16 protein-coding genes and 1 pseudogene are annotated in these 25,018 nt (G+C 36.3%); 1 reads left to right on the forward strand and 16 read right to left on the reverse strand.

What is annotated here, in order from left to right; all coding sequences use genetic code 11:
• Positions 1 to 34: 34 nt before the first annotated feature.
• The gene (locus MHH96_RS02465) at positions 35 to 319 is read right to left on the reverse strand and encodes a hypothetical protein (RefSeq protein ID WP_047942107.1); all 285 of its coding nucleotides are present in this window, start codon (positions 317 to 319) and stop codon (positions 35 to 37) included.
• Positions 320 to 711: 392 nt separating this feature from the next.
• Here MHH96_RS02465 and MHH96_RS02470 point away from each other — a divergent pair, with 392 nt between their 5' ends.
• Positions 712 to 1,599: an EamA family transporter gene (locus MHH96_RS02470; RefSeq protein WP_095259256.1), complete on the forward strand. Its 888-nt coding sequence runs from the start codon at positions 712 to 714 to the stop codon at positions 1,597 to 1,599.
• 251 nt (positions 1,600 to 1,850) lie between these two features.
• On the opposite strand, the gene MHH96_RS25585 is transcribed toward MHH96_RS02470, so the two are convergent.
• The 15 genes and pseudogenes from MHH96_RS25585 to MHH96_RS02540 all read right to left on the reverse strand — a co-directional run bounded on the left by MHH96_RS25585 (position 1,851) and on the right by MHH96_RS02540 (position 24,972).
• Complete coding sequence (locus MHH96_RS25585; RefSeq protein ID WP_445669003.1) at positions 1,851 to 2,921, reverse strand: MSCRAMM family protein; 1,071 nt, start codon at positions 2,919 to 2,921, stop codon at positions 1,851 to 1,853.
• A gap of 9 nt (positions 2,922 to 2,930) precedes the next feature.
• Positions 2,931 to 6,434: pseudogene (locus tag MHH96_RS02475) on the reverse strand (SpaA isopeptide-forming pilin-related protein); the annotation flags it as partial.
• Between the two features lie 26 nt (positions 6,435 to 6,460).
• On the reverse strand, positions 6,461 to 10,360 hold the full coding sequence (locus MHH96_RS02480; protein WP_341116560.1) for a collagen binding domain-containing protein: 3,900 nt from the start codon (positions 10,358 to 10,360) through the stop codon (positions 6,461 to 6,463).
• 201 nt (positions 10,361 to 10,561) lie between these two features.
• A complete protein-coding gene (locus MHH96_RS02485) occupies positions 10,562 to 11,677 on the reverse strand; it encodes a response regulator (RefSeq protein WP_047942105.1) in 1,116 nt (371 codons plus the stop codon).
• Positions 11,658 to 14,747 carry a hybrid sensor histidine kinase/response regulator gene (locus MHH96_RS02490; RefSeq protein ID WP_095320869.1) on the reverse strand — a complete coding sequence of 1,030 codons (3,090 nt, stop codon included), beginning with the start codon at positions 14,745 to 14,747 and terminating at the stop codon, positions 11,658 to 11,660. Before MHH96_RS02490 ends, MHH96_RS02485 begins: the two co-directional genes overlap by 20 nt.
• Before the next feature lie 215 nt (positions 14,748 to 14,962).
• Positions 14,963 to 16,282 (reverse strand): MmgE/PrpD family protein, encoded by a 1,320-nt coding sequence (locus MHH96_RS02495; protein WP_095259253.1) that lies wholly within the window; start codon positions 16,280 to 16,282, stop codon positions 14,963 to 14,965.
• The gene (locus MHH96_RS02500) at positions 16,275 to 17,417 is read right to left on the reverse strand and encodes an amidohydrolase (RefSeq protein ID WP_321198309.1); all 1,143 of its coding nucleotides are present in this window, start codon (positions 17,415 to 17,417) and stop codon (positions 16,275 to 16,277) included. The genes MHH96_RS02495 and MHH96_RS02500 overlap by 8 nt, the downstream gene beginning before the upstream one ends.
• 3 nt (positions 17,418 to 17,420) lie before the next feature.
• Positions 17,421 to 18,161 carry an amino acid ABC transporter ATP-binding protein gene (locus tag MHH96_RS02505; protein WP_061798183.1) on the reverse strand — a complete coding sequence of 247 codons (741 nt, stop codon included), beginning with the start codon at positions 18,159 to 18,161 and terminating at the stop codon, positions 17,421 to 17,423.
• 12 nt (positions 18,162 to 18,173) lie between these two features.
• Positions 18,174 to 18,851 (reverse strand): amino acid ABC transporter permease, encoded by a 678-nt coding sequence (locus tag MHH96_RS02510; protein WP_047942102.1) that lies wholly within the window; start codon positions 18,849 to 18,851, stop codon positions 18,174 to 18,176.
• Between the two features lie 14 nt (positions 18,852 to 18,865).
• The gene (locus MHH96_RS02515; RefSeq protein ID WP_235844471.1) at positions 18,866 to 19,663 is read right to left on the reverse strand and encodes an amino acid ABC transporter substrate-binding protein; all 798 of its coding nucleotides are present in this window, start codon (positions 19,661 to 19,663) and stop codon (positions 18,866 to 18,868) included.
• 6 nt (positions 19,664 to 19,669) lie between these two features.
• Positions 19,670 to 20,182: a GNAT family N-acetyltransferase gene (locus MHH96_RS02520; protein ID WP_061798187.1), complete on the reverse strand. Its 513-nt coding sequence runs from the start codon at positions 20,180 to 20,182 to the stop codon at positions 19,670 to 19,672.
• Positions 20,175 to 21,539, reverse strand: coding sequence for an adenylosuccinate lyase (gene purB / locus MHH96_RS02525; RefSeq protein ID WP_061798188.1), 1,365 nt, complete (start codon positions 21,537 to 21,539; stop codon positions 20,175 to 20,177). Before purB ends, MHH96_RS02520 begins: the two co-directional genes overlap by 8 nt.
• Before the next feature lie 320 nt (positions 21,540 to 21,859).
• Positions 21,860 to 22,690, reverse strand: a complete 831-nt coding sequence (locus MHH96_RS02530) for a transporter substrate-binding domain-containing protein (RefSeq protein WP_144545694.1) — start codon at positions 22,688 to 22,690, stop codon at positions 21,860 to 21,862.
• Between the two features lies 1 nt (position 22,691).
• Positions 22,692 to 23,870, reverse strand: a complete 1,179-nt coding sequence (locus tag MHH96_RS02535) for an aminotransferase class I/II-fold pyridoxal phosphate-dependent enzyme (protein WP_341116565.1) — start codon at positions 23,868 to 23,870, stop codon at positions 22,692 to 22,694.
• Entirely contained in the window at positions 23,860 to 24,972 is a 1,113-nt protein-coding gene (locus MHH96_RS02540) for an iron-containing alcohol dehydrogenase (protein WP_144545698.1), read from the reverse strand. The genes MHH96_RS02535 and MHH96_RS02540 overlap by 11 nt, the downstream gene beginning before the upstream one ends.
• Positions 24,973 to 25,018: the final 46 nt, after the last annotated feature.

A 25,018-nucleotide genomic window follows, 5' to 3' on the forward strand; every position in this document is an offset into this window, starting at 1 on the left:
GGATGATCTCACTAGAACCCTCCTTCTGCTTCCCTTAATTACTGATCACTTCTAAAAGTTTGTTAATATCTTCTGTAGAAGCCGCATAGAGATGGACATGATTATTCGATCTTACTGCGAAATAGACATTGTTCTTTTTACCTGAGTATCCGTATTTTAATAGATTTGAATATTGCTTGGAACTTAGCTGCACTTGCAGATGTATCCCATTTGAATAATCCCCTCCCGCTCCATAGAAATTAGTATTCTGTACCTGATTTACATGAAGCTCATTTACAATTCCATCAACACCTGAAAACGCTTGATCATCAGAACACATTTCAATTCACTCCTCAAATTCTTTTTCTCCCCTTATTGTACTCCACATAGATTCGAAAAAACCTTATTTGTGTACTAATTCACATACATTTCATAAAGGGAAGCAAGAGAAGTTCTTCCGTTTCCCTTTTTAGCTAAAAAAGATTATTTTGAATTTTTCTCTTAACATGTTTCTTGTTTTTATCCTTAGTTAAATGCCCACGCTAGAACTTATCCTCTTTTTCTCTTTCTAACCCTTTGACAACGAGCAGGCTTGTTCTTATAATAAATGAGGAATGTAATAATAAAACCTGATGTAGGACGTGGATTTTTCTAGAGGAAACTCTATTTTCGCCACACGATTGTCTTTTGACAATTGTGTGGCTTTTTATGTTGAAAAGGAGGAAATTTATTTTGGCAAAATGGAATTATGCTTTAATCGTTTTTTTAGGTGGCTGCTGTTACGGAATTTTGTCTACATTTGTTAAACTTGCCTATGCTGCTGGATTTTCGGCAGCTGAAGTAACAGGTGCACAATATTTATTTGGTACAGCCATTACATGGATTCTTGTATTACTTACAAAGAAATATAAAGTAACGTTCATGCAAGCTATTAAACTCTTATTATCTGGTATTCCGTTTGGGATGACAGGAATTTTCTATTATCAATCCTTACAAACAATAAATGCTTCCCTTGCAATTATTTTACTGTTTCAATTTGTTTGGATTGGCACGCTTTTCGAAATGGTTATTTATAAGAAAAAGCCTACAAAGGAGAAGGTCATCTCGATTATTATTCTTCTATTCGGCTCTGTTCTCGCAGGAGGCATTTCTTTAGAAGGGGGCATGGATATTTCCTGGCAAGGTGCCGGTTGGGGATTACTTTCTGCCTTCACCTTTGCTACTTTTATTTTTCTTAGCGGATCTGTCGGAAAGAACACTGCTCCTCTCCTAAAGAGCGGCCTTCTTTCCGTAGGTGGCTTATTCGTTGTTTTTCTAGTATTTCCACCGGTTTATTTAATGGATTTCTCTACGTTAATAGGGGTAGCACCATATGGATTGCTGCTTGGAGTTTTCGGTGCAGTTCTTCCGCCTCTGCTCTATTCTATTGGAATGCCACAAATTGGACCGGGACTTGGCACTATCTTAACAGCTTCTGAGCTTCCTGTAGCTGTCTCGATGTCTGCACTCGTTTTAGGAGAACAGGTTGGCATGCTGCAATGGATCGGTGTTGCCTTAATATTAGGAGGAATCGCTTTTAGTAATGTTCGACTATCCAAAGCAAAAATAGCTTCCTATTAAGGGACATTCTACCGATTCCCTCTAAAGACCTATTAAAACGAATAAGAGGATATATCTTTATAAAAGTAATTAATGGGTATTAATTACTCCTATGAAATCGAGTGTCGGGAAAATAGCACAGAAGGAATCCCACTAAAGAGAACTTACATCGACTAGATGGTTGCTATCTCTAGCACACTAAAAAAAGCAGCTGACAATTCAGCTGCTTTCTCTATTATTAGCTTACGTTGAAGATAGTAGATTTCTGTTTCTTAATTTCCTCTTTTTCTAATTCTAATTAAAACAGAAAAACCTATTAAGAGCACTCCTGCTAAAATGTAATTGAAGTAACTTGTTGCTGTATCAGGAAGCGTCTTTCCAGGGTTATTTTTCGAACCAGAAGAATCTTCCCCTTTAGTACCACTCTCATCGTCAGACTCTTTCGTTGGTTTCTGTTCTCCGGAAACTATCTTTTCGTTTGCTACTTTAACAACAATTGGTTCTTGCTGCCCTTTGGTAATTTCAAACATGATTGGCTCTGATAACTTCTTATAGCCATTAGGTGCTTTCGTTTCAAATAAGAGATATTCACCAGGCAATAAATCTATTAATTCTAAACTGCCATCTCTCCCGCTAATTCCCTCTTCCATGATGATATTACCTTGTTTATCAGTTAACTTGAAATGTGCATTTTCTAATGGTTGATTTGTTTTCTCGTCCACCTTCTTCACTATTGCACTTCCCAGTATTAACTTATTAGTGACCATAAGTTCTAATGTCTTCGCCTGTCCTTTTTCGATAGTGAAGTCAATCGGATCACTATTTAACTGGTAGTAAGCTGGTGCTTTCGTTTCTACCATTTGATACTTCCCTGGTTTTAAGCCTTCGATGCGGATTTTTCCATCCTTATCTGTCTTTAAGCCTTCTTGGAGTACTTTCCCTTCTATATCTTGAAGAACAAACTCCGCTCCTTCTAAGACAAGGTTTTTGTCATCTGCATCAACTTTCGTTAATTCTACCGAACCTGGTATTAAGCTATTCTCGGCTACTACTTCCAATGCTTTTGCTTGCCCTTTTTCAATGGTAAAGGTAATCGGCTCACTGTTCAATTGATAGTAAGCTGGTGCTTTCGTTTCTACCAATTGATACTTCCCTGGTTTTAAACCTTCGATAAGGATTTTTCCATCCTCATCAGTCTTTAAGCTTTCTTGGAGTACTTTCCCTTCTGTATCTTGAAGTTCAAACTCCGCCCCTTCTAAGACAAGGTTTTTGTCATCTGCATCTACTTTTGTTAATTTCACTGCTCCTGCTGTTAATTCATTAGTTGCTGTGATTGGTACCATTTTTACATCAGCTAATGTTTTACTCTTGGAGATAGTAAAAGGGATTGGCTGCTTATTTAAATCATAGTTTTTCGGCGCTTTCACTTCCACAAACTGATAATCACCTGGTTTTAAATTTTCTACCAGAATTTTACCTGCTTTATTTGTCACTAAGCCTTCGATTAAAACATTCCCTTGGCTATCTTTCAGCACAAATTCCGCATTACTTAATGGTAAGTTTTGTTGATCGGCATCCACTTTTGTTAGTTCCACCGAACCAGGTATTAAGCTATTCTCGGCCTTCACTTCCAATGTCTTCCCTTGCCCTTTTTCAATCGTGAAGACAATCGGATCGCTGTTTAACTGATAGTAAGCTGGTGCTTTCGTTTCCACCAATTGATACTTCCCTGGCTTTAAGCCATCGATGTGGATTTTCCCATCCTTATCTGTTATTAACCCTTCTAGAAGGTTTTTCCCTTCCATATCTTGAAGCGCAAACTCTGCTCCTCCAATAACAAGATCGTTCTTATCTGCATCTACTTTTGTTAACTCTACTGCTCCTGGTGTTAATTCATTTGTTGCTATAACTGTCACTTTCTTTACTTCTGCTGCTGTACTGCTTTTTGAGATTGTAAAAGGAACAGGCTTTTTATTTAAATTATAATTTTTTGGTGCCTTTACTTCTACAAACTGATAATTTCCTGGTTTTAAATTTTCAACTAGGATTTTACCTGATTCATTTGTTACTAATTTCTCAAACAGGATATTGCCTTTATCATCTTGAAGGACAAACTCAGCCCCACTCAGATATTGCTCTTGTTGATCAGCATCTACCTTCGTTAATTCTACTGAACTAGTAATTAAACTGTTCTCGGCCGTTATTTCTAATTGTTTTTCTTGTCCTTTTTCAATTGTGAAGACAATCGGATCACTGTTTAACTGGTAGTATGCTGGTGCTTTCGTTTCTACCAATTGATACTTCCCTGGTTTTAAGCCTTCGATTCGGATTTTTCCATCCTTATCTGTCTTTAACCCTTCTTGCAGTACTTTCCCTTCTGTATCTTGAAGTGAAAATTCTGCCCCTTCTAGGACAAGATTCTTATTGTCCGCATCTACTTTTGTTAATTCTACTGAACCTGGTATTAAGCTATTCTCCGCTACTACTTCCAATGGCTTCGCTTGTCCTTTTTCAATCGTGAAGACAATCGGATTGCCGTTTAACTGATAGTCAGCAGGTGCTTTCGTTTCTACCAATTGATACTTCCCTGGTTTTAAGCCTTCGATTCGGATCTTTCCATCCTCATCTGTCTTTAACCCTTCTTGCAGTGTTTTTCCTTCTGTATCTTGAAGTTCAAACTCCGCTCCTTCTAAAACAAGGTTCTTATCGTCTGCATCTACTTTTGTTAATTCTACTGAACCAGTTATCAAGCTATTTTCAGCTTTTACTTCCAATAACTGTTCTTGCCCTTTTTCAATCGTAAAGACAATTGGGTTATTGTTTAGTTGATAATAAACTGGCGCTTTCGTCTCTACCAGCTGATACTTGCCTGGCTTTATCCCTTCAATTAGAAGTTTTCCATCTTTATTTGTTTTTAAGTTACCTAGTATCGTATTACCTTCGATATCCTGCAGCGAAAACTCAGCGTTTTCTAAACGAAGGTTCTTATCATCTGCATCTACTTTTGTTAACTCCACTGAACCAGTGATTAAACTATTTTCAGCTGTTATTTCCAATGCTTTCGTCTGTCCTCTTTCAATGGTGAAAACAATTGGTTTTTTGCTTAATTGATAGTAAGTTGGTGCTTTCGTCTCTACTAGTTGATACTTCCCTGGTTTTAAGCCATCGATGTAGATTTTTCCATCTTTATCTGTTTTTAATCCTTCTTGCAGTGTTTTTTCTTCCGTATCTTGAAGTTCAAACTCCGCTCCTTCTAAAACAAGATTCTCATCGTCTGCATCTACTTTCGTCAGCTCAACTGAACCTGGTGTTAGTTCGTTAAATGCAGAAACGGTTACTACTTTTACATCTGCGGCTGTTTCGCTTTTAGAAATAGTGAAAGCTACGGGTTTCTTATTTAAAACATAATCTTTCAGCGCCTTCACTTCTACAAACTGGTAATTTCCTGGTTTTAAATTTTCTACTACAATTTTTCCTTCTTTATTTGTTACCAATTTTTCGAACAAGATATGACCGTTATCATCCTGAAGGACAAACTCGGCTTCACTTAAATATTGATCTTGTTGATCAGCATCTAATTTCGTTAATTCTACCGATCCAGTAATAAGGCTATTCTCGGCAGTCACTTCCAATGCTCTCTCTTGTCCTTTTTCGATTGTAAAAATTATTGGCTTTTCATTTAATTGATAGTAAACTGGCGCTTTCGTTTCAACCAATTGATAGCTGCCTGGTTTTAAGCCGTCAATGCGAATTTTCCCTTCTTCATTTGTCTTTAATCCCTCTTGCAGCGTTTTTCCTTCCTTATCTTGAAGTTCAAACTCCGCTCCTTCTAAGACCAGATTGTGATTGTCCGCATCTATTTTTGTTAATTCGACTGAACCCAATGTTAGTTCATTCGTTACTACCTTCAATAGTGGTTTTTCTTGTCCTTTAACAATAACAAAACTAATTGGGCTTTCCACTTTTTTATAGCCAAATGGCGGTTTTGTTTCAACGAATTGATAGTTGCCTGGTTTTAAGCCATCAATGAATATTTTTCCTTCTTCATTGGTGATTAGTCCGCTTTTGATGCTATTACCTTCTTGATCTTGTAATTCAAATTCAGCGTCCTTTAATGGCATCATATCATTATCCGCATCTACTTTAAGAAGTTCAACCGCTCCAAGAATTAATTCATTTTCAACTTGAATGGATAGTACTTCCGTTTGCCCTCTTTCTATCTCGAAAATAACTGGTTCCTTCTCCAATACATATCCAAAAGGAGCCTGTTTTTCGATGAATTGATAAGTGCCTGGTACCAGATTTTCTACTAAAATTTTTCCTTCTTCATCTGTTATAAGATCAGACTTGATTATATTTCCATCTTTGTCTTGCAGCTCAAATACAGCATCTGCTAAAACAATCGAATGATCATCCTTCTCTACTTTTGTCAGTTCAACAGAGCCTGGGATCAACGTATTTGCTGCTGTCACTTTTACTTGTTCTGCATCAGCTGCTGTCTTACTCTTGGAAATCGTAAAGCTGATTGGTTCACTATTTAATTGGAAATCAGCTGGTGCTTTTACCTCTATAAACTGATATTTTCCTGGTTTTAATTGATCAACCGTTATTTTACCAGATTTATCTGTTACTAGTTTTTCCGCAATTAGTTCCCCTGCTTCATTGCGGAGTTCAAACTCTGCTCCTGCTAATGCTTCCTTTGAATCAGCCTGATTCACTTTTGTTAATTCAACGGAACCCTCAACTAACTCATTATAGGCTGTTACCTTAACTGGATCTGTTTTACCATCTTCAATCGTAAAGTCAATGGGCTTAGAATCCAGCTTATAATAATCAGGTGCTGTAGTTTCTATAAACTGATAAGATCCAGGTTTAAGATTTTCTACAAAAAGGAGCCCTTTTTCATCTGTTTCGCTAACGGCGTTTGCTTGTCATCCATATCTAGTTTCGTTAACTCTACAGAACCGAGTTTTTTATTTTTTGCTACTAGTTCTATCGCCTTCGTTTGATCTTCCTTAATAGTAAAAGCTATCGGTTCCTCATTAAGCTCATATCCATTAGGTGCTTTCGTTTCTATAAACTGGTATTCTCCAGGCTCTAGGTTGTCTCTAAATACCTTGCCTTCCCCATCTGTTGTCAATGTTTCTAATTCAACAAACTTATCGTCAACCTTCTTCAACAACTTAAAAGTAGCTCCAGCCAATGTAGTATCTGTTGAGGCCATATCCACTTTCGTTAACTGTACGGCTTTGATTATTTTTTGGTTCTTTATCGTTATTTCGCTATTCTCTTTTTCAATTGTTATATTTTGTTCTCCATTAATGCCTGCTAAATATCCTTCTGGTGCTTTATCTTCTTTTAAGACATAATCACCAAAAAGCAGTTTGTCAAAAAGGATTTCTCCCTTGTCATCAGTGACCGCTGTTTTTAATGTAATGCCACTCTGCTTATCAACGAGTGAAAAAGTAGCTCCCTGTAGTTTTTCCTGACTGCTTGCAGCGATTTTAACAACTTTCAAGTTTGCAAGTACGCCAGTTCCATCTCCCATACCAGCTGTTCTTTTGACTATAACCGCCTTCTTAGTTGAAGTAATGTCACCTGGAGTAATTTGTTTCCCCGTAATATGGACATCATTACTAACCGTATCATTTACATTCGCTTGAATAAAAGACTGATATTCTAATATATACGGTTCATTAATTTCCTTTGTAAATACTATTTTAAAGGAACTAGGTTCTTCTTTTAGTTGAAGAGAATAATCCTCTCCTCTAACTAGCTCTTCCCCTCTTGTTACATTCCCTTTCGAATCTACATTAGTTGAGTAAAGATGAAAAGAGTCCTTTAATAACATTTGGTTTGGACTAGGAATATCCTCAATTATCGCATCAACGATTCGAGATTGGGCAAAATTGATATTTACTTTCCAATCAATTAGCTTTCCGGATTGCGTTCCATCCTTCGTAATATATGTACCACCATGCGGGATACTTACAGATGCAGATAATTCTGTTTCCTTTGTTCCACCATCATATAAATTAGCCCTATTATCATATTTCGAATTTACTAACGCTAAATCTTTTAAACTAGTTTTATAGGTAATATAATAGGCGGATTGAATTTCCTCTTTAAATTCAATTCTAAATCCTTTATTCTCCTTTTCATCTTTTGGGTATGATATAGAATAGTCATCACTTGAAACTAGTTCCCCTTTCTCTGTTCCATTGGAACCACCTGTTAAGTTCATTTTATAGACTTCAATAGACCCATCTACTAAGCGCTGGTTTCCTAAAATATAATCCTCTACTACCGCATTGCGCAGCAGCTTTTCATTATAATTAATTCCAACGTTCCACGTAATTTCTTTCGTAATTGCATCATAATTCCCATTTTTAAAGCCATTGGATTGAGTAAAACTGTCCGGAGTAAACCTAGATACTACTTCTTTTTCCGCTTCTTCACCATTTTCATCAATCCATGTCAATACACCCTTATTTTCAAGGTAATTATGCGTTTTGTCTTGTCGTTTTTCATAGTCGAAGAATGTCTTGTATTTTATAGTCGTCATGTGATCGATCTGATGCAAAAGCTTAATGGAAAATTTTGCATCACTTGTTTCAGCAAGCGTATAGTCTTTGCCTAATTCTAATGTGTTTTCTCCACTTTTTATAACTAGACTATCCTTGTCTAAAGTCAATCCTTCATTTACAAATATATCTACTAAATTAACATTGTTCATCTCATACTGATCGTGATTAAATGTTATGGTCCAGTCAATACTCTTATCTTTGTAATTAGGTGTTCCATGTGATTTAAATAAGATACGCTGCCCAATATTCCTTGAAGCCTCTTTTGTTTCATTGGGGGATATAACTGTATTTTTAATCGTTTCTCCCTCAAATACACGGTCAATCGCTTTAGTCTGATATACTATTTTGTAAGCTGTCTGGATATCGTTGTTAAAACTTAACTTGAACCCATTTTTATTATCTTCGTTTATTTCTTGTAGCGTGTATGATGATGCGGGAATTTCTTCTCCCACACTTTCTTTGCCGTCTTCATCTATTGTGACATTGTAAATCTTCAATGATTCCTTCATTAAGGATTGACTATTTGTAAATAGATCTTTTAAAATAGCTTGATCCTTCTTAATTGCTTTTTCGTTGTAATTATATTTGATTTCCCAACTAATGCTTTGCTTATCTGCATCATAGCCAGTCGAACTTTTCTCTAGATGACTTCCTCTATTTACACTTACAGATGCTGCTGCTTCACCCTTCGGATTATTATTTGAAAGAAGGATGGCTTTATTATCAAATTTCTTCTGATTTTCATCTGTAATAGTAGTTTCATAAACTAATCGATAAGCTGTTCCTATTGTATTTTTAAACTTAATAGTGAAATCTTTGTTATCCTCTGCTTTTCCTATTTCATATAAGGATGGATCTACTTCATCCCCTAACGTCATTTGACCATTCAATTTTGTATTAAAATGAAATAATTTTATAGAACCAGCTTTTAATTCTTGGCCTGTTTGAATGGGATCACTTAAAACAACATTCTCCAGATTTTCTAAAGATTTATTAAAATCAACCGTCCATGAAATGCTATTAGCATTATATGCTTTATTTGCGAGCCCGCTTTTTGTCACTGTTGGTCCATTCGGAGTGTATTCAATGGGAATCTTTATTGAGTTACTGTCTTTAATAGGTGTAATAGTGACTGTTTTTTCTTCATTGACAACAAGCTCTTCACTTAACTTTGTCCATACTTTAAGCGTGCCTTCTATATTAGAATATTGTTCAATAAATTCATTAAATACAATAGTTGCTGTTCCATTTTCCGCTACCGAAAAATGACCAATAACTTGATTATTGAATCGTATTTCCTCTTTATCTACTATATTATAAACCTCTAGCTCCTCAGGTAATGTAAACGTGAAGGTAGCCCCATCCTTATAACCATGGCCATTTTGAAGTTTCCACGTATAATCAACACCAATGTAGGAGTTCTTATTAGGCCTTTCTAGATTGTTTCCATTCTCATCCTCGTAAGTAAGCTCTGCTTTTACAAGGATGTTCTCTTCTATATTTGAACTTTTAATTTCCCTTATATTTACTTCTTTTCTTTCATTTTCTAGTGGTAAATCAGTTATATCCTTTTCTTGTTGACCACTATCACTAGGTTGCTCTTCTTTTAACGCTTCTTCTGTTTCAGGAGCTTTCTCCTGACCTGAGCTATCCTTTTCTTCTTGGCTTTGGATAGATTCTAAACCAACCTCAATAACTTTACTTCCTTCCCTTAAAGTAAATGGAATAGAGAGAGACTTCTCGTCACCCTTTATCTTTTCTGCATTTAGCTTTACTGGTACAGAAAGCAATCCGTTATAAGCCTCTGTAGTTTCTTCCTCTGCGTTAATATGGAGAGTGACAATCCCTTGGGTGGTGATACTATATTCTCCAACTGATTGATTATCACTTGTTACTAAAGGTCCTTGCTTCTCTTCAGTCACTGTTAGCTCTGAAGGTATTTGAAATGATAATCCTTTACCCTCTGATACATCGATATCAGCAAGAGACCATTGATATTTCAAATCCAGTTTGGAGTCTAACGTAACTTTATTTGCTAGATTAACAGCATTCCCTTGCTCATCCAATAGATTCACATCTATTATCGGATTATCATCCAGTTCTATTGCTAATACTGATGAAGGTAAAAGAATGCTGCTCATTACTGTTTGCATAATAAAAACAAACAGTAGAAAACTAATACTTATCCTCTTCAACCTATTTTCTCCTTTCAATATATATTGCTAGATAAACAAATACTCAAGATTAGCTTTAATTCTTATCTATAGGAATAATAAACTCTCAAATGTATTAATTTTTATTTGTCTATCTAAAACCTTATATATATTATCAGGACCTTCTGAACAAATTCTGAACAATAAAAAGGATATCCCATCCATTCGGGACATCCTCTTTTTCTAAAGCTTCACTATATATTGCTGATACAAATCAAATAACTCCTTGGGTAAAGGCAAATCTAGATCACTCGACCACTTTTCTTGAAAATATTCAAAAAAGCGAATTAGCTCCTGCTTACTTTCTTGTTCCCCCAAATATCTAATAGCATATGCGAGATATTTTTCACTATATGGCTCCATCTCTACTAATTTTTCTAAAGATTTTATAATAATGCTGCTTGATTTTTCTACACGCTCAAGTTTTCCCTCAATATATTGTTCTAAAAAATTTACAAACTGGGATTTTATTTGCTTTTGTTTCCCGATGGCCCATTCGAAATCTTCTTCCTCCAAGTAATCACCTTTATAGAGAGAGAGAACTTCTTCTATCATTTCCTCTGATACCACTTTTTTAGCAAAAATCTCTAACAACCGATCTATATCACTTTTAATAATGCAATCAAATTTATAATGATCATTTAAAAAGACGATGGGATCTTCTAATCCTAATATTTTGAGTGTTTTCCTTAATTGATAGATAGAAGTGTGCAATAATGTTAAGGATTTATCTATTGGAATATCTGTCCATAAGTTGTCAATAATTTTTGTCTTATGCACTAATATCCCCTTGTGCTGCCAAAGATAAATAAACAGCTCCTTAACCTTTTTGGTCCGCCACTTCACAACACTTTCATCCTGATCAAGCAGTTGAAATCCTCCCATCACGTTTGCATATAGGGATCTCTGTTTCTTATCAGTTAAAACTTGTGAATCTGCTCGTCCATAAATACGCAGTTTATCAAAAGTTTTTTTCAATCTAGCAATAGTGACAGGTTTTATTAGATAATCTATTGCATTTACTTCAAATGCATCTAACGCATACTGATTATAGGCAGTAACGAAGATAATATCCATGTGTGTCGGCAAAGCGAGTAGCTTTGCTGCAAATTCTAGACCATCCACTTCTCCCATTTCAATATCAAGAAAAACTACATCCACATTTAATTTCGGTAGCTCCCGATAGGCTTCAAGCGGATTGGTAAATGTCTTCACAATATTTACATTCGTTAATCTATTAAGTTGGCGTACTAATACTTCGATCGCCCACTTTTCATCATCAATTATTATGACCCTCATTCCTTCTCACCTCTGGAAGTATGATGATTATTTTAGTACCCTGATGTTCTGTAGACTCGAGTAAGAGTTTTGAATTTTTAAGCAGTTTTAGCTTCTTTAAAGCGTTGGAAAAGCCCATCCCATTACTCTTACCTTGAAGTAACCTATTCCTTGACTCTTCGTTCATTCCTTTTCCATTATCACTTATAATAATGTTAACTATTTTTGGTTCCACTCTTTTTATTATGATAGAAATCACACCTTTTTTCTTGTAAGAAAATCCGTGCTGAACTGCATTTTCGACAAGAGGCTGAATAGTTAAGGCCGGAATTTCCATCTGAATATCTTCTTCTATATCAAACTTCACCTGTAAGTCTTCGCCAAAGCGCAATTGTTCAATTGCTAGATATGCCTGAACCAATTCCATTTCTTCTTGTATAGAGATCAGGGTTGGTTTTCGATATAAATCAAGTTTTCCGCGGAAATAAGTGGATAAATGATATAACCCTTCTCTGGCTCTTTCCATGTCCCTATAACTTAAACCGATGATACTATTTAATGTGTTAAATAAAAAGTGTGGTTTTATTTGGGCATAAAAGTAATTAAGTTCATTGTTTACCGCCTGTTCTGCGGCATTTTTCATCGTTAAAAGCGATGTCACTCTTGCATTTAATTCTTCTGGCTCAATAGGTTTTCGCAAAAAATCATTGGCTCCTCTGATAAAGGACTTTGTTAAATCTGCTATTTGCCCTGAAGCCGTTAAAATTAAAATTGGTAATTCGACTAAATGATATTCTTCTCGAATGATGTTACAGAGGTCATAGCCATTTATTTCGGGCATCATTAAATCTGCCACCAATAAATCTATTTTTCTTTCTTTGATTATTTCCAATGCCATGTTTCCATTATCTACTGCAATTATACTATGGTTAAGCAGTTTTAACAGATTAACAACCACTTTTAAATTTGCATGTTCATCATCGACAACAAGTATGGTATAAGGACTTTTGCCATTTTCGATTAAAGGCAGCGGAAGTTGTAACTTTTCCTTGTTTTCTTGAGATTTAACGATAGACTCCTCTGGACGGACTAGTGTTTCAACTGGCAATTTCTCCCCTGTACTAGCTAAAGGAAGGGTAAAGGAAAATTGAGAGCCCTGTCCCACTTTTGATTTCACAAAAATTTCGCCACCGGATTTTAAGACCAGCTGCTTCGTAATAGCCAGCCCTAATCCCAGTCCATCTGTTCCTCGGTTGATTGTTCTTTCACTTTGGTAAAATGTCGTAAAAATTTGCTCTAGCTCTTCTTCTTTTATTCCCATTCCTGTATCCGTAACAGTGATTTCCATTTTATTATTAATGACATCTGCCGTGATAGTGATTTCACCATTGTCCGTGTACTTAATAGCATTCGAAATTAAGTTATAAAAAATTTGGATAAGCCTAGCCTCATCGACATACACATTGGGCAGATGGGCATTTATCTTGTTGGAAATCGTAATATTTTTATTTACAGGAACCAAAAGATACATCTCTTTTATGACTTCATCTATTATTTTTAAATTTAAACTTTTTGGGAATAATGCAATATTATTTGTTTTTATATCAGAAGCATTTAATAAATCTTCCACTAAATTTGCTAAACGCTTCCCAACATTATGGATCAGTGCTAGGCTCTCCTGATGCTTTATAGAAAGTGGTCCTTCCTTGCCCTCTAGCATCAGCCTAGATAAATTTAAAATTCCATTCAAAGGAGTTCTAAGTTCATGAGAAGTTTTTATTAGAAACTCATCCTTCAATTTATCCTGTACTTGCAGACTCTCTGATAGTTTTTCTATTTTAATAAAAGCCTGATAAAATCGTAGTCCCATATATAAAGCAAGGCCAATCGTCATAAATAAAAATAGAATAAGAGGGATTCTGCCTATTTCTGTAGCAAAGAGAAAATTAACCCCAAGCACAAGACCATAACTGATAAACGATGACACAATGATAATAAGATACTGGGAACCTTCTGATTTATTTACTAGAGCCTTTATCAAAACAAATCCTATATACACATAGGCTGGTGCTACTAATAGGACAATCATTATTTGTTTGGTGAAAATAGGAAGGAACCATAATAGATTTGCACTAACACCTGGAACGCCATATAATAATCCGTCTATCATAAGCAGAATGCTGATAACCTGAATCACCTTTTGACTAGTAAACTCCTTAAAACACCCATGGATAAACCATAAAAAGAAGAGCAAAGCACTATGAAATAATAACAGCTGTATATTGGATAACAAGTAAACACTTATGCTAGGAATAACTAGCTCGATTATCTTTTCATTGATAAAAGCTACATATACCCCTTGAAGAATACAAAAAAGACTAAAGTATAATTGATGGATATCCCTCATTCGATAAAAAAAGCTAAAAAGATAGAATACCCCTAAGACTAAATAACCGCCTAATAATAAAGTTTCAATTGTTCTATCACTTTCTCTGCTTGTTAATATTTGAGTTGCCGATCCAAATTCTATTGGTTGTATTACTCCGCCTCGCAGCGGTTGATTATGACTTGCTGCTTGAATAACAATTTCGATCTTATGATTTTCGCTTCTTCCTATACCGATATATTTTCGAATATATGGACGATAGTCTGATTTATCTTTCGATGGGTTGCCACTCTCTCCTGCTTCTATCCCATTGATAAATAACTTGCTGGCATGATTGACAGCATTTACTTTTATACCATAAAGACCATCTTTCGGAACTGTAATTGTAATTCGGTAAGTTCCCGCAATAAAAGGAGCCTTACTCTTATTATCACTCCATAATCCAGGGACGTATCTTAACTCCCTCTCATATGAATCAAATATATTCTTGTTTGGAATTGGAGTAATCAGTTGATTTTTATAAAATTCCCATTCCCCATTTAAGTGAATGATATCTTTATTATCAAACGATACAGATGTAAGATTTATTTGCCCATTAGAGATTTTTGCTTCTCTAGTATGATTCGACCAACTAGAATAGACAATGCTTATAATAGAAAGGATAAAGATACAACATGCTATAATAATTCCAATTGATTTTTTCATTTAGTCACCTCAAAATTCTAGTTCTATTATACCTTGTTATTCTTTCATGCAGCAGCCACCTGGACAAATTTCTAAAATAAAAAAGGTCCCTAAAACATTGGGACCCATTGCATGTTCAAAGAGGGAAAAGAATGAATTTTATCTCTTAAAGATATTCTCCTGCTCAAAAAGACAGTTCTTGATGGCCAAATGACCTCACAAGAACCGCCCCTCTGTTACCAGCCTTCTATTCCTGCAGCATAGTACTTATTTAAAGTATTGGCTTGTTCGCCTAATAATGTGTTTGCTTTATTGGCTAAATCCTTCATTTTAAGCGGCTTAGCTGGTGAGCCTGTTGGTGCATCTACTCTAGATACCAACTGTTGACCATCTTTTAACATTACTTTAGCTATACAATATCTTCCTTTTGGATAACTAATTTCTTTTACGGGAATTGCAGGATCATGCTTTCGATGAATTTTTTTTATTCCTTCTTGAATATCATCGGCAATTTGATTGACAGAAAAATTTTCAATAGATAATGCTTCACCCCGCAATAATAAAGCTGCACAGTATTCTACACTAAAACGCCCCTGTTCTCCATTCTTCGGGCGCGTGTAAACTAATGCAGCATCACCATTGGGAGGGAAATACAAATCAACAGAAGCAACCTCATCAATGGAAAAATTTCTTTGTGCCTTTATATTCTGAATGGCCTCAATGGCATGTGCATTTGCAGAACAACATGGATATAATTTGAACCATAATCCAGGTTTATCTATAGTCCAAGGTTCTCCCCATTTTTCAAAAACCTCGTATGGATTTCCTCTCTGCTCCACATACATAGAAAGTAAACCATTTTTTGCTTGAATGGTATTATTACTTCCGGCGATTCCCTTATCAACAAAATGAAGAATCTGCCAAGCACTTTGGGCAGTTAGACCAGCATGCAGCGGTTTCACCATTGTTCCAAATTGACTCCGAGAACCACTTAATTTGGATACGCATAAATTAATAGCTTGCGAAAATTTCTCTGTTTCGAAATGTAAATAATGGGCTCCAGCTGCAACTGCTCCGTAAATTCCCGCAGTCGCAGTTGTATGGAACCCTTTTTCATAATGCTGGGCACCTAATAGTTGAGCAAAACACTTCATCGTCTCTATTCCTATTAAATAGGCTTCATAGAAGCGGTCTCTATCACGCTTCTTTTCTATTAGGGCATGTAATAAGCTCAAAATAATCGCAGACGGATGTCCTCTAATCTCAGAATGAACATCATCTAAATCTAATGCATGTGCAGAATACCCATTAATTAAACAAGCATCAAAAGGGTGAACCTTTGAATCCGTGCCGATTATTGCTGCTCCCTCTCCAGCAGGATAAATAGCAGTACGTAAAACAGTGGAAAAGTTTATATCGAACCTCACACTGGCAAAACACGCCAGAAAATAATCGAATACTCCCTTTTCCAAATTCTTTTTTGTCTCATTAGTAAGCTCCTTGTAAGACGGGGAGGATTGAATCAAGTCAACTATCGCTTTTGTTAAATCAGTCATTTTTCAAAAGGTTCTCCGCTAGCTTAGCAAAAAATTCAGCAGCCACTTTAATGGCCTCTTCCTGTAAATCAAACTTAGGGTGATGCCATTCTTGGGGTCCATCCACTCCCATCCAAACGAAAAATCCCGGAATATAATTTTGATAAAACGCAAAGTCCTCTCCACCGGCACTTGGCACAGCATCGACGACATTATACCCTGCATCCAAAACTGTGGCTCGGACAATATCTTCATAATCTTGATGATTGTTTACCACGGGAAGATAATCATCCCAAACAAATTCAACCGAACCACCATTTCCCTCTGCAATAGACGCCGCTAGCTTTTTCATTATTGTCGGAACTGCCTCACGAGCTTTAGGCTGAAATGTTCGAACAGTACCTTCTAGTTTGACTTCATCTGGAATGACATTCCATGTATTTCCTCCATGGATGCTTGTGATACTGACTACTACATTATCAAACAAATCCATTCTTCTTGCGACAATTGACTGAACTGCTGTTACGTATTGACTAGCCATAACAATCGGATCAATAGCACGATGTGGTATACCAGCATGACCTCCGACACCGATAAACCTTAAACTAAATTTATCTACACTTGCCATAAGTCCACCTGATTTTACCCCTATCGTTCCTACTGGCAAATCAGGTTTGTTATGCATTCCAAAAATTGCTTCTACTCCTTCTATTGCTCCTTTTTCTACAAATTTCTTTGCACCTTGAGCAATTTCCTCGGCAGCCTGAAAAATAAATCTTACATTTCCATGTAATTTGTCCTTTTGACTATTGATTAGAATCGCTGCTCCTAAAATAGCAGTTGTATGGAAATCATGACCACAGGCATGCATTTTCCCTTCATTTTTTGATTTAAATGCAACATCTGTTTCTTCTATTATCGGCAAGGCATCAATATCTGCCCGAATAGCAATGGTTGGTCCCGCAAACGCTCCCTTTATTTCCGCAACAACTCCTGTTTCTAGACCAAGTTCAACAATGGCAATACCCTGTTCTGTTAACCATTTTTTGATTAATTCCGTTGTATGAAATTCTTCAAAAGCTAGCTCTGGATGCTCATGCAAATATCTTCGTTTGACAATTAAATCGTTTAATAGTTCAGGAGACATGTTCATGATTTATTATTCATCTCTTTCTAAAGTTTTTAAAAATTGTTTTGTTCTTATATTTTGTGGATGATGAAATAATTCTTTCGGCTCATTTTCTTCAATGATATTTCCATCTGCCATAAAAATCACTCTGTCAGCCACTTCTTCCGCAAATTTCATTTCATGGGTCACAATAATCATGGTTGTATTTTGTTGTGCAATATCTTTTATAACTTGCAGCACTTCTGAAACCCATTCTGGATCAAGTGCTGAGGTTGGTTCATCAAATAAAATGGCATGTGGCTTAACAGCGAGCGCTCTAGCAATGCCCACACGTTGTTGCTGTCCGCCTGATAATGTGGCAGGGTATTGGTGAAACTTATCCTCAAGCCCTACCTTCACTAAAAGTTCTTTCCCTAATTTCTCTGCATCTTGTTTATTCATTTTCTTAGCAACAATCAAGGATTCCGTAACGTTTTGCAAGGCAGTTTTATTTTTAAAAAGGTTATAGTTTTGAAACACCATCGCTGTTTCCTGGCGAAGCTGATGAATATCTTTCCGCCCCATTTTTTGTACATTTACATTTGTCTCGCCTATTTGAATAACCCCTTCATCAGGCAGCTCTAATAAATTCAAACACCGGAGCAATGTTGACTTTCCAGATCCAGACGGTCCGATAATAGCCAACACTTCTCCACGGTTAACTTTTAAATTAACACCATCTAATACTATATTCTCTCCAAACCTCTTTTTTAGATTTGTAACAGCTATCATCCTACTACTCCTTTATGATAAATACGGTTTTTCCATTCTTTTTTCAATAGCCCGCTGAACGAAAGTAACAAGAATAATTAACACCCAGTAAAGCAGCGCTAAAGCCAAATAGGTTTCAAAAAATTTAAGAGAACTAGCAGCAATTATTTTCCCTTGGGCGAAAAGCTCCACTACTCCTAAAGTAAACGCTAATGAGGTTTCTTTAATTAAACCAATAAAAATATTACTTGTTGCAGGAATAGCATTTCGCGTCGCCTGAGGTAGAACAATTCGACGAAAGGCTTGCACTTTTGTCATTCCAACTGATAAACATGCTTCCACCTGTCCTTTATCAACCGAATTCAGTGCAGCACGGAATATTTCTGCTAAAAATGCTGCTTGTTTTAAACTAAGCCCTAAGATCGCTGCTGTTATAGCCGTCATCGCACTTAGAGCTGGAAAGATTTGTGGCAGCCCATAATAAATTAAAAATAATTGAACCAGTGTTGGAATGGCACGAAAAAACGAAATATATACAGCGGCAAGCTGCTTTAATACTGGGATATTCGATCTGGATATCACAGCTAAAATCAATCCGCCAATGATGGCAAAAACCATGGATAGAACAGCAAGAAATAAAGTAAGCGGTATGAATTCCAACAGTTCTGGTAATATATCAACTAAATATGGAAAATCTAAATTAAGATTCATACTGGTCCTCCAAACTATTCCTTAACGGTGATATCCTCGTCTGCAAAATATTTCTTCGATATTTCTGTTAAGGTACCATCCTCACGTAATTTTTTTATTTCAGCATTAAATGCTTTTGCCAAAGCTTCTCCATCTTCATTTTTAAGGAACGGAAAAGCAACATCTTCATACACAAATGGCTCCCCTACAAACTTCAATGGCAAATTTCCTTTTTCAATTTCTGCGATCAAAGAAGATTTAGAGTTAACATAACCATCGACACGTTTATTAATCGCATCATTCATTGCACCATCACGGTTTTCATATGTTTTAGGGATGATGTCAGGATCGAAATTTTCTAAGTTCTTCACATTATTCGAACCTAATACTCCGGATACTGTTTTGCCCTTTAAATCATCTAAACTATCATATGCATTGTCTTTATTTGTAACAATGGTAGCACCTGCATAGGCATACGGCTCTGAAAACTGATACTTTTCTTTTCTTTCATCTGTAACAGCAACAAAGTTTGCCACTGTATCAATTTTTTTGGTTTCTAATTGCCCCATTAAACCTGCAAAGTCTGATCTAACCCACTCCACTTGATAGCCTAAATTTTTTGCGATTTTCTCTAATACTTCTATATCAAAACCTACTAATTTACCATTTTCCTCATATCCATTTGGATAACTTTGTGCGGTTGAACCTACACGGAGTGTTTTTTGCTCCTTTGAGGATCCCCCATTTTCTGTTTTATTATCGTTTCCGCTGCAAGCAGATAATAATAATAAAAATGCTATACTCATGATTACAGTCAGTTTCTTCCACATTATCAATTCCTACCTTTTCTTATATGATTTTGCTAAAAGTAATTTTTCTAAATAGATGGTAATATGACCTTTCCCTAAATCCGTTTCTCCAACCTTTTTGTATCCCCGTTTTTCATACATTTCTCTAAGCCAAGGATGCTCCTTCGCCGTGCCCAGCGATACAGATGGACAATGAAGTGTATCTCTTAAAAAACTTTCCTCCACATAATGAAGGATTTTGCTTGCGTATCCTTTTCTTTTTTCTTCTGGAGCAACAGCAACCCACCAAATATGGGGAATTTCAAATGGACCAGGATGACTGCTCCATGGCATGCGAACAGAAGCAGTTGCAACCATTTTGCCTTCATCTCGTAAATAGAAGCATATATTTTCCTTGATATTCTTTTCTACCAATTCTGCATCTGCTGTTGCAGCAGCAAAGTGAATTCCCAGCTCTCGAATAGAGGCATATCCTCTTAGAGATAGATCAAGTAATTCGGGAATATCTTTGGAAGTTGCTTGATGAAAAGATAAATTACTCACTTAAAAGTCCCCCATTTCTAATCGAAGCAATTACTTCATCTACCTTCTCACTAGCTAAGCCAATATATTGACTTGGATCTAATAACTGATTAATTTGTTCTTCTGTCAATACAGCAGCCACCTTTTCATTCTGACCAAGCAATCTTTTAAATGGAGTTTTTTGTTCAGCAGATTCCATTGCGATTTCATATATAAGATGATGGGCAGTTTGTTTACCTATTTTTTCTGATAAAGCAAACATGACACGTTCTGATAAAATCAGTCCACCTAATCGCTCCAAGTTTTTCAGCATGTTTTCAGGTTTCACTACAAGCCCTTCCAGAACGGTTAGCATACTTTTCAATTGAGAGGATAAATATAAACAAATTTCTGGTAAGGCTATCCATTCACTTCTCCAGCTCATCGCATCCCTTTCATGTTCCATCACTAATGATTCATGCAGCAAGGCAACACTATGTAAGACAGGTTTTGTCAGACTGGCAATTCCTTCAAAAATAGCTGGATTACGTTTATGCGGCATCGTAGTTGAGCCCACATTTCCTGCTGAAAACGGCTCTTCCACTTCGTCGATTTCTGTCCGCATTAAGTTATAGAATTCATTTCCCAGCTTTCCTAATGAACCACTTATTAGCCCTAGCGCTGAGCCATACTCCGAAATTCGGTCACGTGAAGAATGCCAGCAAATCTTTGGCGCATTAAGTTCTAAAATTTCTAATGCCCGTTCTTCAATTTTTGGTCCTATACTTCCTAAAGCGGCGTATGTACCAACACCACCAGCAAGAACACCTGTGAAAATACGCGACTGGACGCTCTTTAATCTATCTAGATGACGTTCAAACTCACTCAAAACGACTGCGAGCTTAAAGCCAAATGTGGTTGGCAGTCCTTGCATTCCGTGTGTTCTTGCTGGCATCGGCGTTTTCTTATACTTAGATGCTAAACCAATTAGAAGCTCTGCTACTTTTTTTGTATCTCTTCTTATGATTTCATCTGCTTCCTTCAATTGAAGAATCATCGCTGTATCCGTTACATCCTGTGTTGTTACACCATAATGAACATATTCTCCATAATCGCCTGATAGTTTCTGCAAATGGTTAACTGTAGCCATTAAGGAATGTTTTAGTTTAGCAGACTCCTTTGCAATTTCTTCAATATCAAAATTTTCTATTTTTGCAGCGTCCTTTATAGCTCTTCCAGCTTCCTTTGGAATGATTCCTAACTCACTTTCTGCTAATGCTAATGCTGCTTCTACATCCAAAATCTTCTGTAATCTATTTTCATCATCCCACACAGAACGCATTTCTTCTGTACTAAAATTGTTCTGCAGCATTTTTAAAGCTACTACATGTGAACCCATTTCCTATCCTCTCCTAGTACCAATATTATTTAAATTATCAAATAATTAATTCCAACAAAACTAATCCGAATTATTGACTATTCTAACATATTCCAAGTGGTTAATCCCACACTTTTTTTCAATTATTTATAATTTTCATTTGATTGCATTTATTAGATTATATTTTTTAGTGTTGCAGGCATTTATAATTGAGCAAAAAAAGACGTTCTAAACTCGCAATTTAAAACGGCAAAATGTAATTAGGCTCCTTCTACACGAAGAAGCCTATACACTATTTAATAGAAATTCTTTTCCTTCTACTTAATCAATTAAACTTCTCGTTAATCCTCAGAGGTAATATCATCTGCATAATATTTTTCTGAGATTTTAGCTAGTGTTCCATCCGCTCTCAGCTTTTCTATTTCTGCATTAAACACTTTTCTTAATGCATCCCCCTGTTCTGTTTTTGCAAACGGGAAACCAATTTCTGATTTCTTTAAGTCATCTTCTAATATTTTCAGTGGTAATTTCGATTTATTTATTGTTGCTTGCAAAATTGGCTTTCCTTGGACATAACCTGCTACAGCACCCTTAATTGTATCTGATTGTGGACCATCTCTTGTTTCATATTGTCTGACTTCAATATCTAATCCGTTTTTCTTCACATAATCTTCTAGTACATTAATTTTATTTGAGCCCAATACACCAGCAACTGTTTGTCCATTTAAATCTTTTACAGAATCATAAGGACTATCTTTAAGAACAGCAATCCCTGTACTTGTATAAGAATAAGTTGTCGAGTAATTATATTGTTCTGCCCTTTCCTCTGTATATTCAAAGGCATTAGCAATCGTATCCAGTTTTCCAACTCCAAGCTGCCCTACTAACCCTTCAAAGCCTGCCAGTGTCCATTGCACTTTATACCCTAAATTGTTTGCAATCGTTTCAAGTACTTCTACATCAAATCCGATTAATTTTCCATCCTCTTGATAAGAGTTTGGAAAACTTTGACCAGTTGCGCCAACGCGAATAACTTTTTCATCTGAAGTTTCGCTTTTACTAGCAGTTTTCGTTGATTCTTCTTGAGAATTAGTAGAATTACTACAAGCAGCTAATAGATTTATAGAAATAACAAAAATAAGAAGTGCATTAAGCTTTAGAAAGTTCTTCATTTTAATACCCCCGCTTCCTTAGTAAAAATCTCTTTATTCGCTCAAATGATTCTTTCAATTGTTCCAAAGAGGTCACCAAACTAATGCGAATCCATCCCTCTCCGTTTTTGCCATATATACTGCCCGGAACCACGGCTACCAATGCCTCCTCTAGTAATTGGTCGGCAAATTCAATCGAATTTATTGGTAACGGGACTTTAGCCCAAAGGAAGAATGTACCTTGTGGGGCAACATACTCCCAATCTAGTGTTTTTAAAAAAGATTCAACTAACAATTGCCGCTCATGATATAACTCTCTTAAAGCATTACGTTCGGCCTGCTGATGTAATAGAGCAAACACAGATGCATCCTGTATTCCACCAAAAACACCGCCAACGGCATTTTGTAAATAGGCGCTTAGATGTTTAATAAGCGATTCATTCCCGACCGTAAATCCACTCCGCCAACCAGCCATATTAAACGTTTTGGAAAAGGTGTAAATTTCCACTCCTACTTCAACTGCTCCAGGAATAGATAAAAAACTGATTGGCTTTTCATCCGTATAGTAGATATCTGCATAAGCAAAATCATGAATGACTGCAATTTCGTATTTATTGGCATATGTAATCGTTTCTTCGAAAAATTCCCTTGTGGCATTTGCACCTGTTGGATTGTTCGGATAATTTAAAAATAAAATCTTTGCTCTTTGACTGACCTCTTCTGGGATGCTTGAATAATCAACTAAAAAATGATTTTTCTCGCTAATCGGCACGAAAAACGGTTCTCCACCTGCCAACTCAACGGCCGCTTGGTACCCAAAGAAACCAGGATCAGGAACTAACGCGATATCCCCGGGGTTTAAAAGGGATTGTGCTAACCCAGACAAGGCGATTGTAGAACCATTCATGATCGCAACCTGATTAGGCGAAAGATTTGCTCCATACTCCTTTCGGTAAAAAGCCACAATGGCTTCTTTAAACACTTGTTTTCCTCCATATGGTGGATAACCATGGTTGTTCTTATCATGGATGGCTTCTTGCATACACTCCACAATACGGGGGAATGTTGGCTGATCCGGATTTCCTCTTCCCAGGTTAATTACCTGCTTAGCTGATTGCTGGAGTTCTTTTATCCGTTTGTTTTGAACGACTAAATATTTCGGCTTTAATTTTCCCAGACGTTCCGAGCAATCAAAATACATTTAACCCCACCTCATTTTCCGTAATAAATGCTTCTAATTTTTGCAGACCATCTATTACGCTTTGCTTGGTTAGCTCCATTGGCAATGCATAAATTCTAGAGGATGGTCTTAAGATTTGATCAGCCATTTTATCAAGGTCCCCTTTCTCAGGGGATAAATGCAAATCTCTCCAGCATATTGGCAACTTCAATTTTTTGTATAAAGGAACTAATTGTTTTATTTCTTCATAATTTTCTTCTAAACTCAACTGGAATAATATTCCATACGCAACAAGACTGCCATGTAAATGTCCCTTTTTCCCCAAACTGACATATCCGTAATTAAAGGCATGTGCGCCAACGCTTTGCCCAAATTTCCCTCCTAAACCACCAACAAGACCGGCTACTGCATAAATCGTATCAATCATGCGGGAGAAATCTGCATTGCTCTTTTTAGCTTCAGCTGCTTGAACAGCAGCTTCCCCCCATTTTAAAATATTATCTCGACATTGCTTAGCAGCAGTATGAGACAGTTCCAATAGAATGGATATTTCTTCACTTGTTAATTTATTAAAACGAATTTTACTTTCATACCATTTAGCCAAGGTATCACCAATACCAGAAGTTAAATGCTCGATTGGTGCATTTACTAATAATTCTGGTTCAACCATTACCATATAATTTGATTGACTATGCCGTATCGTACCAAGATGGTCTCCTTCAGCAGAATAAACAATGCTGATTGGAGTAAAGCTAGCACAGTTGGAAGGCAATGTAGGAATTAAGATACAAGGTATTTTTGCTTTACTAGCTACCGCCTTTACCGTATCTAAAAGCTTACCTCCTCCAACTCCTATTATGGCATCATGCTGATGGTGTATGACTTCGCTCCCTATTCGGTCTATTTCTTCATAGCTACATTCACCAGCAAACAAAATTTTTTTATAGGGATGCTGAAATTCAGTTTCGGGCCAATATGGTTGAACTGCCTGCCACGACTTTTCCCCATGAATTACTAATGGAAATTGTAAATGGTTATCTTCCAAAAACTTCGGTAGTGTATTAATTACTCCTGAATAATGATAATAATTTTGAGGGCCAAAACGATGCACTAAATCGATCAATGATTAACCTCCTGAACCTTCCCTTTATCTTGTAAAGAGTTTAATT

Origin of the sequence: Niallia sp. FSL K6-0212 (assembly GCF_038007605.1) — a bacterium.
GTDB lineage: Bacteria > Bacillota > Bacilli > Bacillales > Cytobacillaceae > Niallia > Niallia circulans.